Annotated in this window: 12 protein-coding genes and 3 pseudogenes; 4 read left to right on the forward strand and 11 right to left on the reverse strand. The window is 39.3% G+C overall.

The window, feature by feature from the left end; all coding sequences use genetic code 11:
• Positions 1-46: 46 nt before the first annotated feature.
• From ACYIA1_RS07220 to mef(A), 4 genes and pseudogenes are all read right to left on the reverse strand, one after another.
• Positions 47-277, reverse strand: a pseudogene (locus ACYIA1_RS07220) (class I SAM-dependent methyltransferase); the annotation flags it as partial.
• Positions 258-575, reverse strand: a complete 318-nt coding sequence (locus ACYIA1_RS07225; RefSeq protein ID WP_428844997.1) for a hypothetical protein — start codon at positions 573-575, stop codon at positions 258-260. The gene ACYIA1_RS07225 and the pseudogene ACYIA1_RS07220, both read right to left, overlap by 20 nt.
• A 102-nt stretch (positions 576-677) precedes the next feature.
• Positions 678-1,249: pseudogene (locus ACYIA1_RS07230) on the reverse strand (aminoglycoside adenylyltransferase domain-containing protein); the annotation flags it as partial.
• Between the two features lie 77 nt (positions 1,250-1,326).
• Positions 1,327-2,544 (reverse strand): macrolide efflux MFS transporter Mef(A), encoded by a 1,218-nt coding sequence (gene mef(A) / locus ACYIA1_RS07235; protein ID WP_074560477.1) that lies wholly within the window; start codon positions 2,542-2,544, stop codon positions 1,327-1,329.
• Between the two features lie 151 nt (positions 2,545-2,695).
• Between mef(A) and ACYIA1_RS07240 the strand changes: the two genes are divergently transcribed.
• Positions 2,696-3,976 (forward strand): IS1380-like element IS612 family transposase, encoded by a 1,281-nt coding sequence (locus tag ACYIA1_RS07240; RefSeq protein WP_034533139.1) that lies wholly within the window; start codon positions 2,696-2,698, stop codon positions 3,974-3,976.
• Between the two features lie 386 nt (positions 3,977-4,362).
• Here ACYIA1_RS07240 and tet(X1) read toward each other — a convergent pair whose 3' ends face one another.
• The gene (gene tet(X1) / locus ACYIA1_RS07245; RefSeq protein WP_005790841.1) at positions 4,363-5,502 is read right to left on the reverse strand and encodes a tetracycline-inactivating monooxygenase Tet(X1); all 1,140 of its coding nucleotides are present in this window, start codon (positions 5,500-5,502) and stop codon (positions 4,363-4,365) included.
• A 305-nt stretch (positions 5,503-5,807) separates the two neighbouring features.
• Between tet(X1) and erm(F) the strand changes: the two genes are divergently transcribed.
• A complete protein-coding gene (gene erm(F), locus ACYIA1_RS07250) occupies positions 5,808-6,608 on the forward strand; it encodes a 23S rRNA (adenine(2058)-N(6))-methyltransferase Erm(F) (protein WP_432684517.1) in 801 nt (266 codons plus the stop codon).
• Between the two features lie 186 nt (positions 6,609-6,794).
• Here erm(F) and ACYIA1_RS07255 read toward each other — a convergent pair whose 3' ends face one another.
• The 4 genes from ACYIA1_RS07255 to tet(X) all read right to left on the reverse strand — a co-directional run bounded on the left by ACYIA1_RS07255 (position 6,795) and on the right by tet(X) (position 11,244).
• Positions 6,795-7,766: an aminoglycoside phosphotransferase family protein gene (locus ACYIA1_RS07255; protein ID WP_015431540.1), complete on the reverse strand. Its 972-nt coding sequence runs from the start codon at positions 7,764-7,766 to the stop codon at positions 6,795-6,797.
• A gap of 182 nt (positions 7,767-7,948) precedes the next feature.
• Entirely contained in the window at positions 7,949-8,863 is a 915-nt protein-coding gene (estT, locus tag ACYIA1_RS07260; protein ID WP_006744646.1) for a macrolide hydrolase EstT, read from the reverse strand.
• A gap of 181 nt (positions 8,864-9,044) precedes the next feature.
• Entirely contained in the window at positions 9,045-9,908 is an 864-nt protein-coding gene (locus tag ACYIA1_RS07265; protein WP_003013318.1) for an aminoglycoside 6-adenylyltransferase AadS, read from the reverse strand.
• A gap of 175 nt (positions 9,909-10,083) precedes the next feature.
• Positions 10,084-11,244 (reverse strand): tetracycline-inactivating monooxygenase Tet(X), encoded by a 1,161-nt coding sequence (gene tet(X), locus ACYIA1_RS07270; protein ID WP_480336314.1) that lies wholly within the window; start codon positions 11,242-11,244, stop codon positions 10,084-10,086.
• A 100-nt stretch (positions 11,245-11,344) separates the two neighbouring features.
• On the opposite strand from tet(X), the pseudogene ACYIA1_RS07275 reads away from it, so the two are divergent.
• Positions 11,345-12,633, forward strand: a pseudogene (locus tag ACYIA1_RS07275) (IS1380 family transposase).
• Between the two features lie 271 nt (positions 12,634-12,904).
• Here the strand turns inward: ACYIA1_RS07275 and ACYIA1_RS07280 are convergent.
• Entirely contained in the window at positions 12,905-14,065 is a 1,161-nt protein-coding gene (locus ACYIA1_RS07280; RefSeq protein WP_074557834.1) for a tyrosine-type recombinase/integrase, read from the reverse strand.
• A complete protein-coding gene (locus ACYIA1_RS07285) occupies positions 14,062-15,243 on the reverse strand; it encodes a site-specific integrase (protein ID WP_068855511.1) in 1,182 nt (393 codons plus the stop codon). Before ACYIA1_RS07285 ends, ACYIA1_RS07280 begins: the two co-directional genes overlap by 4 nt.
• Before the next feature lie 526 nt (positions 15,244-15,769).
• Here ACYIA1_RS07285 and ACYIA1_RS07290 point away from each other — a divergent pair.
• Complete coding sequence (locus ACYIA1_RS07290; protein WP_117475664.1) at positions 15,770-16,744, forward strand: helix-turn-helix domain-containing protein; 975 nt, start codon at positions 15,770-15,772, stop codon at positions 16,742-16,744.
• Positions 16,745-16,771: the final 27 nt, after the last annotated feature.

A 16,771-nucleotide genomic window follows, 5' to 3' on the forward strand; every position in this document is an offset into this window, starting at 1 on the left:
ATATATCTAACAAAAGTGGGAGGATTTTTTAACTTTTTACCATAGACATTTTATGAGAAATATCAACACCTACAACAGAAGAAGCACCGTGTTCCATCGCATAAATACAGTGCCATCCATAGCCGCATCCTAAATCAAGCACACGCTTATCTTTAAAATCCGGCAGCAGCTTTCTCAATGTTTCCCATTCTCCTGCACCGGCTAGTCCCTGCTGTGAGCGACTCATTTGACTGTATTTTTGAAAAAATATATTATCATCATATTTGTTTTCTTTCATCTGAATTCTCCTCGTTTAAAAAGTTATTTATCTCCGTTGCAATTTTTTTCACTTCTTTATAAAGCTTCTCGGTCATATCGTAGCATTCAAAAAGTGAAAGACCGAGTACTTCAAAAATATGATTAACTCTTTCGGCATATTTTTCAGGTTTATATTCAAAAGTTTCAAGCAGTTTTATAGCTTTCTTTTCGCCCTTTATTTGCTTACCCTTGACATCAAAACTACGCACTCCACGTGGCTCGAGTTGATGGAATTGATGTCTTTGGCTAATTTTAGAGCCCGACGTATGCGGAAACATATCTATCAATTTTTTACTGTTTTTTGAGAAAACGAGGTATGAGGGAACATATCGAAGTAATAAACACCAATAATACGCATTAAAAACTAATCACTGTTGTATTTAAACTATTCGAAAAGGATTTAAATATTAAGGGAAGACTCTATAGATCTTTTCAAATAATTAACGAGTTCAATTATCTCAGTCTCCATTCCTTCCCACTTGTCATCATAATCTCCCAAATAAGCCTTTTTTGCTTTTTCAAGTAAAGTAGCATGCTCTTTGGCTAATTTAGGTATCGCCCATTCAGCAGCCTGATCTTTTGAGCAAATTCTACCGGAAGAGGATGTCAGCCACATTCTGGCTAAAGTTAAAATCACATTGCGTTCGTCACCTTCAATGCTAGCTATCAACCCGGGTAAGGATTCTTTAATCGCCCTTCGAATATCTGTCATTGGTACAGGCTCAATCACTTCTGTTGCCTCTGGTCCGAAAAGGTTAATACTATTTTCTCTTAATTGAGATAAAAGAATTGCTAAATCGGGATCATAAGTTGGCTCAGGAATTGCTCCCTTATCAAACTGCTCCCTTAGCCACTCACCATACATAAATTCATGTTTAGGAGGAAATTTCCAAGGGACAACATCCTTTTGATTTATGACCGTAACTTCAAGTGGTCTAATAGCATTTATGTTTCTATATAAGGCAAAGAGGATAATTTTTCTGTCACTGATTGAATAATATTATCTATCATACGAACACGCCCTTTATTTTATTTTGCATCTAATTTTCTAATCTCAGTTATCATTGGGCAAACTATTGCAATGCAAATAATTAAAATACCTGATAGTAAAAACCAATGATTTACATCGATTCTATCAGCAAAGAATCCAGAAAGAATTAACCCAATTGGCATAACAAGAGACATGATACTTCCAGTTAAAGAAAATACACGTCCTAAATATTCAGGCTTAATTTTCTCCTGAAAAAGAGCTGTTTGCACACCGCTGTAAAACGGAACCGAAAGCCCCATTATTGCACAGCAGACTACAAATATGAAAAATCCACTTTGAGGAAGTAATCCTGAAATGGTTAAGCTTATCCCCATCATAAAAATTGATGCCGTTATTAATAAGATTCGCTTTTGGTAATTCCCAAATAACCCTAATAATAGACCCCCTATCAACATACCAGAGGCATAAGCAATCTCCGTAATAGAAATATGCATCGGTGTACCATTAAAATATTCCATAGTGATTAAAGGATATAATGCATTTATGGGCATATAAACAAACATATATAATGTTCCAACGAGTAATAAAGCAAATAATCCTTTATTTTGCCGTAGTACAGCCATTCCTTCTTTCATTTCTCTTATGAAATTTGGTTTCAAACTTTGCACTTGATCACCTAGCTTAGGAATACGTACAATTGCTACCGTAATAGATGCAATCACAGCCCCCAATACATCGATGGCAATAATAGCATTTAGTTCCCAAACGGAGTATAAGAGTGCTGCAACCGCCGGACTAACAATATAGCTTATAGACTGCAAAGACTGACTATAGCCTGCACATTTCGTAAGCTGTTCTTCTGGTACTAAAAGTGGAGTAACCGCATTGAGAGCCGGGGTATGAAAAGCTGTTCCAATGCTACGGATGAACAATACTACCATAACCATCCAGATAGGTAACTCCATATACAATGCAACAATAGCTAGCACGGCCCCAGCTGCTGCGATAATTAAATCAGCACCAATCATTATCTTCTTCCTATCATGACGATCCACTAATACACCAATGGCTGGTCCAAAGACCGCATAGGGTAAAAAACCTACAAGTGAAGCCATAGACAAGACCATCGCAGATCCTGTTTTTTCTGTAAGGTAAAAAATAATCGCCATTTGCAGGATGGCACTAGTGATTAATGATACTGCCTGCCCTGCCCATATTGTATAAAACTTAAGTTTCCAATTGTTGTATTTTTCCATTTATACCTTAATTCCGCAACACTTTGATTTAACTTTATTTATAAGTTCCTGAGCAACAAAAAGTTGCTCAGGATTTTGCCATGTCAGAATTTTCACTTATCTTAGTGTTGCAAAAAGAAAACAAGCAAAACTCTAATATGACAAGGTAAAAATACAAATTAAATCTGAGAAACTCACACCTTTTGGAGGAATTTTTTCAATCATGGAGAAATTTGACTCCATGCTTTCACCCGTTATCGACTCAACACTGGGTCAGAGATGCAGCAGTATCTTCGGATATCAGTTCAGCGAGATAGTCCGTTCGCTGATGAGCGTTTATTTCTGTGGCGGCTCATGCGTGGAAGATGTAACGTCACAACTGATGCGCCATCTCTCGTATCATCCTACCCTTCGTACATGCAGCTCTGATACCATCCTCAGAGCCATCAAGGAACTGACACAGGAAAACATCTCCTATACTTCCGACCAAGGCAAGACCTATGATTTCAATACTGCAGACAAACTCAACACATTGCTTATAAACGCTTTGGTTTCTACAGGCGAGTTGAAGGAAATTGAGGAATACGATGTTGACTTTGACCATCAGTTCCTTGAAACGGAGAAGTATGATGCAAAACCGACCTACAAAAAGTTCCTCGGCTACAGGCCTGGTGTATATGTTATCGGTGACAAGATAGTCTATATCGAGAACAGCGATGGCAACACGAATGTGCGTTTTCATCAGGCAGACACCCATAAGAGATTCTTCGCTCTTCTGGAATCCCAGAACATCCGTGTAAATCGCTTCAGGGCAGACTGCGGTTCCTGCTCGAAGGAAATCGTCAGTGAGATAGAGAAGCATTGCAAACATTTCTACATCCGTGCCAACCGATGCAGTTCGCTCTACAATGACATCTTTGCTCTGAGAGGATGGAAGACGGAGGAGATTAACGGCATCCAGTTCGAACTCAATTCCATTCTCGTTGAGAAATGGGAAGGCAAGTGCTATCGTCTTGTCATCCAGAGACAAAGACGCAACAGTGGCGACCTTGACCTGTGGGAAGGCGAATACACTTACCGTTGTATTCTGACCAACGATTACAAGTCATCGACAAGGGACATTGTTGAATTCTACAATCTGCGTGGCGGCAAGGAACGTATCTTTGACGACATGAACAACGGATTCGGTTGGAGCAGGCTCCCCAAGTCATTCATGGCGGAGAATACTGTCTTTCTTCTGCTTACTGCATTGATACACAATTTCTACAAGACCATCATGAGCAGGCTTGACACCAAGGCTTTTGGGCTCAAGAAAACGAGTCGCATAAAGGCTTTTGTCTTCAGATTCATCTCCGTACCTGCCAAGTGGATCATGACTGCAAGGCAATACGTGCTGAATATCTACACAGAGAACCGAGCTTATGCAAAACCCTTCAAAACAGAATTCGGATAAGAATCCTTTCTTTCCGGTTTGAATCTGCGTATTACCTCAAGTCGCATCGTGGGGTAAGGGGATGGTGGCTACATATTGATGTTGTGCTGTTGCTTTTTACTGAAAGCTGCTACTAACGACTCATAAATCTACCCTTAATCGTGTATTGGATGATAGTTGCGGATTTTAGGATCACTAAGTAAATTCATTTGTTTGTCTGTATCTATTCGCATTGTCATTCAAAAATGGCACATAACGTCCGGCGGCTTGACGCAGGGCGGGTTTTTACCACTACCTTTCAATCGAAGCCGATACCGTAAAATTAGAAAAAAATGTTCAATCGAAGACGTTTACCCCGCCTTGCGTTTCAAGCCGATTGTTGTGGGCTGTTTTTTTTGTCTGTCGAGTTATACATTCATTAGCTGTTGAAAAGTAAAGCTCGGATTTCGCATTTCTATTTCATTCTTTGTCGAGTCCGCTTGTGCTTCTGTTGCGTAAACAAACATTCGTTGTTCATAGTCATCAATAGCACTTTGTATCGTTCCAAATTTCCCGTTTGTAAGATTTTCTGACAAAATCAAAGCGTCCATTAGTCCAATGTTTACGCCCTGCCCTGCAAAAGGTGGCATTAGGTGAGCTGTGTCGCCAATTAAAGTTATGGGTAACGGACGATTACTCTTCCAAGGCTTTTTGTCTAGCGGAAATATTTTTATTGTTAAACCAACGAAAAAAGTTGTTGAACGAATTAACTCCTTGTATTCATTGCTCCAATTTGAAAACCTGTTTGTCAAGAACTCGGAAACGCTTTTTGTGTCCTTAAAATCTAATCCTTTTCCATTATTCCATTCTTCAGGCTTTTTGAAAATGACACCGTAAGTTAACATTCCGTTGTTAAATGGATTCGCAACTAATAAATTCCCTTGATGTGCGGTCATTAGTCTATTGTTGTTGCACAACTTATAAAATTCAGGGCAGTTCGTTTCTGGTTCAGGAATGTCGCCCTGAATAATAAAAGTACCTGTTTCTTCGACTTCATTATCTGAAACAAAATTTCTTATTTTAGACATTCCACCATTGGAAACAATAATAAAGTCGGCCAATGCAGTTGGCTTATTTTCAAAATGTAGCAGCCATTTTCCGTTTTCTTGTTCAAGCCCAATAGATTTTCTATCCCAAACAACTGTGTCATTTTTCAAGCTGCCAAGCAACATTTTTCGCAACGCGTTTCTATTTATTTCGGGGTTGTCAAACTTATTTTCGAGTGTCGGGTTTCTTGTTGCTATAATGTTACCCTTCTCATCAGCAAAGTTTACGCCCATAGGTAGCGCCAAATCATAGTAGGTTTGCAACAATCCTACTTTTTTCATTGCTTCTTGTCCTGAATTTTTGTGAAGGTCAAGCGTTCCGCCCCAAACTCGTGCTTTTGGGTTTTCATCTCTTTCGTAAACGGTAATGTCAATACCGTTTTGTTGTAACAAGTTTGCCATTGTTAGTCCAACTGGTCCGCCACCGATAATTGCAACTTTTTTATTGTTTAATAAACTCATATTTCGATAGTCATTTGATGTTTGTCGTGTCGTGTGCAAAATAGCCCACAACGGTTCTCAGCTATACGCAGGCAGGGATTTTAACCACTGAACTTCCTACGAAGAACTGAACTTCAAATTTACCACTTCACTGTCATAGAAGCACGAAACCCCTGCTTGCGTATAGGTGATGTTATGCTGTCGGCTTTCATTTTTTCTTCTTTCTCGTTAATTTATCGAGCAAAGTTACTAAATTTGCCGTTGTATAATTATAAAAGAATATCTCTGTGATTTGAATTCAAGTATTCACCTGTAAGAAGTTACTAATGACAAAAAAGAAATTGCCCGTTCGTTTTACGGGTCAGCACTTTACTATTGATAAAGTGCTAATAAAAGATGCAATAAGACAAGCAAATATAAGTAATCAGGATACGGTTTTAGATATTGGGGCAGGCAAGGGGTTTCTTACTGTTCATTTATTAAAAATTGCCAACAATGTTGTTGCTATTGAAAACGACACAGCTTTGGTTGAACATTTACGAAAATTATTTTCTGATGCCCGAAATGTTCAAGTTGTCGGTTGTGATTTTAGGAATTTTGCAGTTCCGAAATTTCCTTTCAAAGTGGTGTCAAATATTCCTTATGGCATTACTTCCGATATTTTCAAAATCCTGATGTTTGAGAATCTTGAAAATTTTCTGGGAGGTTCCATTATCCTTCAGTTCGAACCTACACAAAAGTTATTTTCAAGGAAGCTTTACAATCCATATACCGTTTTCTATCATACTTTTTTTGATTTGAAACTTGTCTATGAGGTAGGTCCTGAAAGTTTCTTGCCACCGCCAACTGTAAAATCAGCCCTGTTAAACATTAAAAGAAAACACTTATTTTTTGATTTTAAGTTTAAAGCCAAATACTTAGCATTTATTTCCTGTCTGTTAGAGAAACCTGATTTATCTGTAAAAACAGCTTTAAAGTCGATTTTCAGGAAAAGTCAGGTCAGGTCAATTTCGGAAAAATTCGGTTTAAACCTTAATGCTCAAATTGTTTGTTTGTCTCCAAGTCAATGGGTAAACTGTTTTTTGGAAATGCTGGAAGTTGTCCCTGAAAAATTTCATCCTTCGTAGTTCAAAGTCGGGTGGTTGTCAAGATGATTTTTTTGGTTTGGTGTCGTCTTTTAAGCTGCCGCATAACGGTTTGGGGCTTTGCGAGGGCGGGAATTTTCAGCAGAAAATCTCGACCGAAGCACTAAGCTACAAATATAGCGAAAATCTCCAACGGAGTATTTTCGCCCCGCTCTTGCAAAACCCTTGTTACCTGCTGGCTGTGTTTTTAGGTTTGGATATTATGTTATCAACTTCTTTTTTCAGATAGTTTAAGTTGATTTTGTATTCTTCCGAATTGAGTTCGTCAAATTGTAATTGTTCGATAAACTCAAAAATATCTTGAAGTTTTCTACTTGTCAGATAATATTGTAAAACCGTTTCATTGATTTGATAATCAGGATTGAGTTCATAATATCTTTTGATAAACAAATCAAAATAAGGTTGCTGATAAATGCTGAAAATATCGGCTTCGGGTGGTGCAAACTTTATTCCTTCCCAATCCAAAAGATATAATTTTTGTTTGTCTGTGATAAGATTCCAATGATGAATATCTGTATGACATAAACAATATTTTAAATCTTTTTCCTTTAAAGCATTTGATAAATTATACCATTCGTTGATTTGATTTTTTATAATTGAAAGATTAGGTTGCAGTACCGTTTTGATTTCCGTTTTTAGTTGGTCAAGGTTTTTGTCTATCCAATTGTTTAGTTTAGAAATAAACGAAAGGTCAAATGTTTCAGAAATCTGCGAAAGGTCAAAAGGAGTTTTTTTTAAATGATGTAACTGACTGACAATTTCGGCTAATTGAGTTATTTGTTCTTTGGTTAAATTTTTTTCTCCAACTGTTTCTCCTTTAATGTAATCAAACAAAACATATATATAATTTTCATCTTCGCACCTAAAATCATCAGATTGCGTTTTAATCAATCGAATGATTTTTCCTTTCAGCAGAGTTTGATTATCAAGCCAATCCACAATGGGAAGATAAAGGTCGATGTGTTCCGTTAAATAAGAAGTTGATTTTCGACTTTTTTCATAAACTTTTAAAAAATAAAAATGCTCGTTTTCATCTTCTATTTTATAAGCCAAAGAAGCCCAACCACCTTTTTGTTTAGAAATTGTGTTTGTTTTGATAAGATATTTTTGTTGCAATGTTTTTATCAATGTTTCAACCATTTTATTTTGTCGGATTTTTGGTTCACAGCTTGCAGGTAACGGTTAGTATATGAAAAGTAGGCGATTTCGAAGTGCCAAATTTTCGGTTAAGCACAAAGTATAATACGAGCCAAAAGCCTTGAATTTACTACTGTTTCGCCTATTTTTTATATACATTGTTAGCGGGTCGTTGTTTTTGTTTATCAGTCATTTATGTGTTTTTCTATTCCATCAATAATTGATTTCCAATCATCAACGTGTAATTCGTGTCCTGTACCTTCAAGGGTGATTAGATTTGAACCTTTTATTTTTTCTAGTAAAAAACCTGCATTCTTATAATGCCAAATTTTGTCGTCTGTTCCGTGGATAATTAAGGTGGGTTGTTTGATTTCGTTTAATCTGTTCCAATATTCTTCACCACCTTGCAATGCAGCGTGATTGAACATACTTATATAATTGTTGGCTCTATTGAACTCAGCTCTTATCAGTTTTTCACTTCTTTGTTTGTCAAATTGTTTCTTGCCACTCATTAATTCTGCACCCTGAATTAAATAGTTTACCACACTGTCTTCATTTGTCCAATTGACTGTACCTGCTTTACTATGGAAATCTAAAATACTCGTGTCCATTTCAGGTATAGTTGGGTCTGAGTCTCCCCAAGGGCCTGATGACATAAGAGTTAAGGAGTTAACTCTGTCGGCAAACTTTATTGATGCTATTTGAGAAATTAGTCCGCCCAAAGAAATCCCCACAAAATGTGCTTTGTCAATCTTGTAGCCATCCAATATTGAAATAGCGTCATTAGTTAAGTCAACAATATCGTATGGAGTAGAACCTGGTTCATAATTAGTGGATTTTCCTACATCTCTGTTGTCGTAACGAATAACAAAAAATCCTTTTTCAGATAATTGTTGGCAAAATTCAGTGTCCCAATACAGCATTGATACGGTTGCACCTGCTACCAAAAGGATTGCTGGATTTTTCTTATTTCCAAAACTTTCCGTACAGAGTTCAATGCCGTTTGTTTTAATTATTTTCTCTTTCATTTCTGTTTTCCTTTGTTTGCAACTGATTATTATCAGTCCTAAAATTAATATCCAAAGTAGTTTTTTTTTCATTTATCAATGTTTAACTGTTATGCTGGTATCTTTCACAATGCCCGCTAACGTGCCGCGTATTGGCGATGGGCGGGATTTTTAGCACTGAACTTTAATCGAAGAACAGAAGTTGAATTTTGCACTTCCGTTGATACGAAGCCGTTCAGCCCGCCTATTGCCAATACGATGTTGTACGACGTAGTTATGTTTTGGGTTTTAGTCCAGCTAAATATTTTCGTATGTCATTTTCTAATTTATCCGGGTATTTGTACTCTAATTTTTTTGACAATTCAGTTCCTATTTCTGAAACTAAATCAGTCATTGAAAATAGAGCAGTCCAATTTTCCTTTATATCGCTCCCTGAAAATGTTTGTTCTGTTTTAGCCCACATTTCCTGGTTAAGATACTTTTTGAAAAGTCGTCCATATTTATTGGTCGTTATGTTCCAATTGTGTTCACTTGCAATGTGCCATTCAATTAAAGGAATTAGATATTCTGTGCGAATAACGGTTTCCGACATAAATTTCGCATAGAATATTTCATCTCTCACAAGACACTTTGCCACGTAAGTTGTGTCCCACCAAAAATCGTTTATTAGATTTTGAAACTCTTTTTCAGACGGTTTTTTGATAATGGAAATTTGATAAGTTGGTTTCAGCATTTGCTTTGTAATACCATCTTTATCAATTAAAATTTTATAACCAATATCCCAATCTTCTGGTAATTCTTTCTCTTGCGTTTCCTTTATAAATTTTGATTTGCTGTAAAGTTTAAAATCTACTTTCACACCGTCTTCATAAAGTAGCATTTTCATTGCGTGTTTATGGTTAAAACAACTTTCGTCTTCTTCAATCATAGCAATTGGATTTCCGAATTTAAGCGTCCAGCTTTTGTCTGAAATGTAATTTGTATTATCCTCAAAAACAAATTCAATGTCTAAATCACTAAATTCGTCAACAAGTGCTAAAGGATTTACAAGTGAACTTGTCAGAAGAAGAACTCTTACATCTTCGTTTTTCTCCGACCATTCTATAATTGTTCTTAACTTTTCTTCTCTGACTTTCATTTTGTTTGGTTCGGTTTTACTATGTCGTACAACGTTTGGCAAATTGGCGATGGAGCCGACTTTTAGCACAAATGTTGAATAGAATTACTAATCTTCAACATTGCACAAAAGTTCAATAGAAGTACTTCACCGGCTCTATTGCCAATTTGTTTGTTATGTGCCGTTTTATTCCATTTTATACATTTAACAATTGCTGAAACGTAAAGTCGGGTTTAAACATTTCAATTTCGTTTTGAGTTGATTCTTCTTGTGCTTCTTTGCCATAGATAAACATTTGCTGTTCATAATTTTTAACAGCCTCTTCAATGCTATTAAATTTTCCATCGGCTAGATTATCAGACAATATCAAGGCATCCACCAACCCACTATTTACTCCCTGCCCTGCAAAAGGCGGCATCAAATGTGCGGCATCCCCAATCATTGTTATGGGTAATGGGCGCTTGCTTTTCCAAGGCTTTTCTAAAGGAAATATCCGTGTAGCCAATCCTACAAATGACAACGTCGTATGAATCAATTCTTTGTAGCGTTCGTCCCAATCGGAAAATTCTTTCAGAAGAAAATCAACGACACTATTTCTGTTTTGAAAATCTACCTGCGTTTGGTTTTTCCATTCATCAGGTGTTTTAAAACTTATTCCAAAATGCAATGCACCATTATTATTGGGGTTAGCAAATAATAAATTACCTTGGTGAGATGCCATTAGCCGGTTTCCATTGCATAGCTGAAAAAATCCAGGACAGTTTATCTCTGGTTGATGAATATCGGCTTGTATATTGAAAGTACCTGTTTCTTCAACTTCCGTGTCGGTAACAAATTTTCTTACCTTGGACATCCCGCCATTGGCAAGAATAACCAAATCTGCTGTTTCACTCGGTTTATTCTCAAAAGTTAGTGTCCACTTCTTCTTACCAGGTTCAAGCATAACAAGTTTTCTATCCCAAATAACCGTGTCGTTTTCTAAACTATTCAACAAGATAGCCCTTAAGTCATTTCTGTTTATTTCAGGATTGTCAAATCGATTTTCGGGCTTTACATTTTTTGTGGATAAAATATTGCCTTTTTCATCAGCAATATTTACACCCATTGGTAAGGCTAAGTCATAATAAGTTTGTAACAATCCCGCTTTTTTCATTGCTTCCTGACCTGAACCTTTGTGTAGGTCAAGGGTTCCACCAAAAATTCTTGCCTCTCGGTCGTTGTCTCTTTCGTAAACTGAAACGTCTATGCCGTTTTGCTGTAATAATTTTGCCATAGTCAGTCCAACGGGTCCACCACCAATTATTGCAACGTTCTTATCTCCCTTAATTCCGCAACACTTTGATTTAACTTTATTTATAAGTTCCTGAGCAACAAAAAGTTGCTCAGGATTTTGCCATGTCAGATTTTTCACTTATCTTAGTGTTGCAAATCAAAACAAGCGTAAATCGTAACAAGACATGGCAAAGGTACAAGTAAATCTGAAAAACTCACACCTTTTGGAGGAATTTTTTCAATCATGGAGCAATTTGACTCCATGCTTTCACCTATTATCGACCAGACACTTGGTCAGAGATGCCGCAGTATCATCGGATACCAGTACAGCGAAATTATTCGTTCTCTGATGAGCGTATACTTCTGTGGCGGTTCATGCGTGGAGGATGTAACATCGCATCTGATGCGTCATCTCTCGTATCATCCGACCTTGCGCACATGCAGCTCTGATACCATCCTCAGAGCCATCAAGGAACTGACACAGGAAAACATCTCATATACTTCCGATAAGGGCAAGACCTATGATTTCAATACGGCAGACAAGCTCAACGCCTTGCTTATAAAAGCCTTGGTTTCCACTGGTGAACTGAATGAGGTGGAAACCTACGATGTTGATTTCGACCATCAGTTCCTTGAAACAGAGAAGTATGATGCAAAACCGACATACAAAAAGTTCCTCGGCTACAGGCCTGGCGTATATGTTATCGGTGACAAGATAGTCTATATCGAGAACAGCGATGGCAACACGAATGTGCGTTTTCATCAGGCAGACACCCATAAGAGATTCTTCGCTCTTCTGGAATCCCAGAACATCCGTGTAAATCGCTTCAGGGCAGACTGCGGTTCCTGCTCGAAGGAAATCGTCAGTGAGATAGAGAAGCATTGCAAACATTTCTACATCCGTGCCAACCGATGCAGTTCGCTCTACAATGACATCTTTGCTCTGAGAGGATGGAAGACGGAGGAGATTAACGGCATCCAGTTCGAACTCAATTCCATTCTCGTTGAGAAATGGGAAGGCAAGTGCTATCGTCTTGTCATCCAGAGACAAAGACGCAACAGTGGCGACCTTGACCTATGGGAAGGCGAATACACTTACCGTTGTATTCTGACCAACGATTACAAGTCATCGACAAGGGACATTGTTGAATTCTACAATCTGCGTGGCGGCAAGGAACGTATCTTTGACGACATGAACAACGGATTCGGTTGGAGCAGGCTCCCCAAGTCATTCATGGCGGAGAATACTGTCTTTCTTCTGCTTACTGCATTGATACACAATTTCTACAAGACCATCATGAGCAGGCTTGACACCAAGGCTTTTGGGCTCAAGAAAACGAGTCGCATAAAGGCTTTTGTCTTCAGATTCATCTCCGTACCTGCCAAGTGGATCATGACTGCAAGGCAATACGTGCTGAATATCTACACAGAGAACCGCGCTTATGCAAAACCCTTCAAAACAGAATTCGGATAAGAATCCTTTCTTTCCGGTTAGAATCTGCGTATTACCTCAAGTCGCATCGTGGGGTAAGGGGATGGTGGCTACATATTGATGTTGTGCTGTTGCTTTTTACTGAAAGCTGCTACTAACGACTCATAAATCTACCCTTAATCGTGTATTGGATGATAGTTGCGGATTTTAGGTTTATTTGAACACAAGCGTTTTTTGAATACAGCCTGACGGCAATTTTCCAACAAAAGGGAAGAAGTAAGACTTCCCCATTGTTCGCACTCTGCTGTATGTCTCAATCAAACACGCCATTAAACAGATTGACCGCCTCTATCTTCTTTTCAAGAGCCACTTTTGCATAAACTTCGGTTGAAGTGATGCTTCCATGTCCCAAAACATCCTTCACTGCTGATATGTCTGCTCCTGCTGAGATAGCCAACGATGCTGTCGTATGCCGTGAGCAATGGTAGGTCAAATCCTTTTCTATGCCAGCCTTTTCTTTAAGTCTTCTTACGTATTTCGATACGTTGTCTGACTTCTTGACAAGGTGAAACACAAGACTTTCCGGATTGTCATCCGTCCGAGGTGGCAACAACGATTGTGCCATTTCATTGAGCGGAATAATGGCAGGACGCTTTGTCTTTCGCTGTATGATGCTGATTGTCGGCACGCCATCTATCATTTTAATATCACACCACCTCAGATGCTGCATATCGCCAAGGCGAAGGGCAGTCATGGATGATAACCCAAATGCCAGTTGTACGGTTCGTTCATTCTCACATTCTGCTTCCACCGCCAGGAAATGTGTGAGTTCTTCGGGCGTAAGATACTCTCTGTGTTTGTCAGGAGCATGGAAGCGTTCCAATTTGTTTAGACTGTGTACAGGATTGAATTTTACAAGTCCTTCACGCATAGCCTTGTTAAATATCGCTTTGACAGTTTCCTCAAACAACAGTAATGTGTAATCAGCCAACCGTCCTCCGTTGGTCTTGATTTGGCGTTTGTTGCGATACTTGTTGCGCATATAATCAAAAAGACCGCAAATTTCATCTTTACTGACATCTTTCAGCAGGATGTCTTTCTTATCTACTCTCCGTAAATAAGTGGCTATACGTTTGCGGACAACATTCTTATGACCTATCATCTTCTTGCAGTTGCCACAATCAACAGACCATTTGATATAATCATCGCACCATTGTAGCCAAGTCAAGCCGTTGCCTTGTTCTTCGCTTTTGGCATTCTCTTTCTCCAATACAGGAGGGGTGAGGATGCGCTCTGCTCGTATCTCCATAGCCTTGTTGTATGTAAGCCGATTGTGCTTTGCAGCACCAACGGCATCATCGGGCAAGAGATAGAGGTGCAAGTTTTCTCTCTTGCGGAAGCCAGTCTCGTAGTATTCCAGATATAAGGCTCTTTTGCCTTCCGTCAGCTTACGTTCCTTGATTTCTATCTTCATTGTATTACTGGTATTTGGTCAAACATTCCGTTCACGAGGTTCACGGTTTCCAACTTCTTCTTGTCAACAATCTTGGCGTAAATCTCCGTCATCTTGATGCTCTTGTGTCCGAGTATCTTACTTACTACATAGATACTTGCACCGAGTGTCAGGAGCATAGTTGCCGCCGTATGTCGTGAGCAATGGTAGGTTATATGCTTGGTTATTCCTGCTGCCTCCATCCATTCTTTCAGCACCACTTCTACAGTTGTAGATGTGATTGTCAAATTGTGGAAGATGTTGTCTATACCTTCTTCTCTTTTAGGCATCCACTTCTTTGTTTCTTCCGACAATGGGATGGTTACTCTATCCTTGGTCTTGACTTGGATGTGGTCAATGTATTCTGTCTTGCCGTCAGCAGCCTTGTGGATTTCACTCCAGTTCAAGGCTTTCATGTCGCTATATCGCAGACCAGTGAAACAGGAGAATAGAAAGGCTTTCTTTACCAGTTCATAACGGCATGGTGTATTCATCACTTTCTTTATTTCCTCTATCGTCAGAAACTCACGCTCTGCCACTCGCTTCTGTGGCTTCTCCTTTGCCTCCAACAGCAAGAATGGATTTTGCTCAATCAGTCCGTCCCTTACTGCCTTTGCCAATGACGAGCCGAAATAGTTGACGAACATACGGCAAGTGGTGGTGCTGAGTTGTTTCTTTCCATCATTGTAGGTGCAAGTCTTCAAAAAAGTAATGAAGCCTTTGCAAAACTCCTTATCCACGTCTTTCAACAGAAACTCTGGTTTTCCTATATATAAGAGGTATTGGTCAATGCGAGCATGAGTGTTTCGCTTTGTCTTCATGGAAGACTCAGACAACTCGGCATTGTACTTCACAAAGTCATCCATCCACTTGGTAAGTGTCATGCGTGACTTCTTCACCTTGTCCCAATCCACAAGACCCTCTCTCTGGATGTCAAGAATGCGCTGCGCCTTGATTTGCTCTGCCAACTTTCTTGTATTGGCGTTTTGCAACTTGGTAGCAGCGTTGATTTCTGGCACAAGATAGAGTTTCAGCGTCTCTTTCTTTCTCAATCCCTTTTGGTAAATGTCAAGATAGAGGCTGATGTTGCCACCTGCTATCTTCTTTTCTCGGATGCGCACAGGCTCCTTCAAACGGATTTCCTTCTTCTTTCGTCCCATTTTATTTCCTTTCTTTTCTGATGTTAATATATTCTTTTATCACTGATTATCAAGCATTTAACTTGCGATACAAAGATAATACAACGAGGGACAAAAACGAGACAAAAGTGGATAAACAATCCGCTAATTTAGGAAAGAATAACGAACCAATCCAAAATCGGCTTTCATTCCTAATAGACTGTAAATCAGTGATATTACATCACCTTGCTATCCTTTCATTTCCGATGGTTAGACCCGCTTGGGATAATTGGTGGTTCTCAAAAATCCGCTTACCTTTGCAACGCATTTCTACCGCGGAGAATTTTGAGGGCTTTTATTTTGCCATCTCGTGGACAGAGTTGACAAAGGTTGACAAGAGTGGACAACGGTTAACTGATGAACGAGAGGGAAAAGAGCAAGGAAGTGACCTCATTTGAAGAACGTGACATCGTGGAATGAGTTGACAAGGTTTGTCAATGATTGACGAAAGTTCACTCCGTGGCTGTTTGCATGAAATTGATTGTAGAACCACATAAAAAGGAGTCAAATGAGAAAGACAAGAAAATGCGCCTTCTGCGGCAAGGAGTTCACTTGTAACAGCGGTTCGCAGAGGTATTGCTCAGAACAATGTGCCGAGGCGGCAAAGGCTCAGCGCAAGAAGAAGCAACAGGACTTTTTGAAGGCTGTCCAGCCAGTTATAGACATCGCCAGCCAGGAGTACCTTACATTCTCCAAGGCTGCCATCCTCATGGGATGCTCCCGTCAGTATGTTTACAAGTTGGTAAACGAGGGAAAACTTCCTGCATCACGAATCAGCAGCCGAATGGCATTCGTCCGTAAGGCAGACATCGAGATGATGCTTGCTGGCAATCCTTATCATAGAGTATTGCCAACATACAAGCCTATGACTTCTTCTTCCCTGTCGTTGAAGAAAAGACGTGATTCAAGTAAGCCAGCGAGAAAAGAGGATTCAATTCAGTGCATTGAACCACTTGAATACATCTCTGGAGACGATGTTATGGCAATCTACAAAGTGAAGCGTTCTTGGCTCTATACTTCTGCCAAGAATAACCAAGTACCCATCTGCAAGATTGCAGGCAAGAACTATTATAGCCGCAAGCACATGGATGCGCTCCTCGGAATTTCTGCCGAGATTGAAGCCTTGACAGAATGGCTCACAACGGATGAGGCAGAATCTCTCTATTCCACGACCAAAGAATCCCTGCGCACCCAAGCATATCGCCGCCATATCCCCACCAAGCGAGAATATGGCAAGACCTATTACTCAAAGAAACATCTTGACGACATCTTCCGTCCAGACCTGAAGGCGAGTAATGCCTATTACACCACCACCGAAGCTGCCGATAAGTACGGCATGACCAAGAGTAACATCTGTGTTATCGTCAAGACAAACAATCTCACTAAGGTGAAAGTCGGAGTCCAGAACCTCATCGTCAAGGAGGAATTAGACCGAATAATGGCAAGCAGACTGGCACAATTCGGGGTTTACAGGCTCCAATAACGCCCAATAATAAGCATCAACTGCGTG

The sequence above is a fragment of the Parabacteroides sp. KHUB-02 genome, assembly GCF_056640955.1.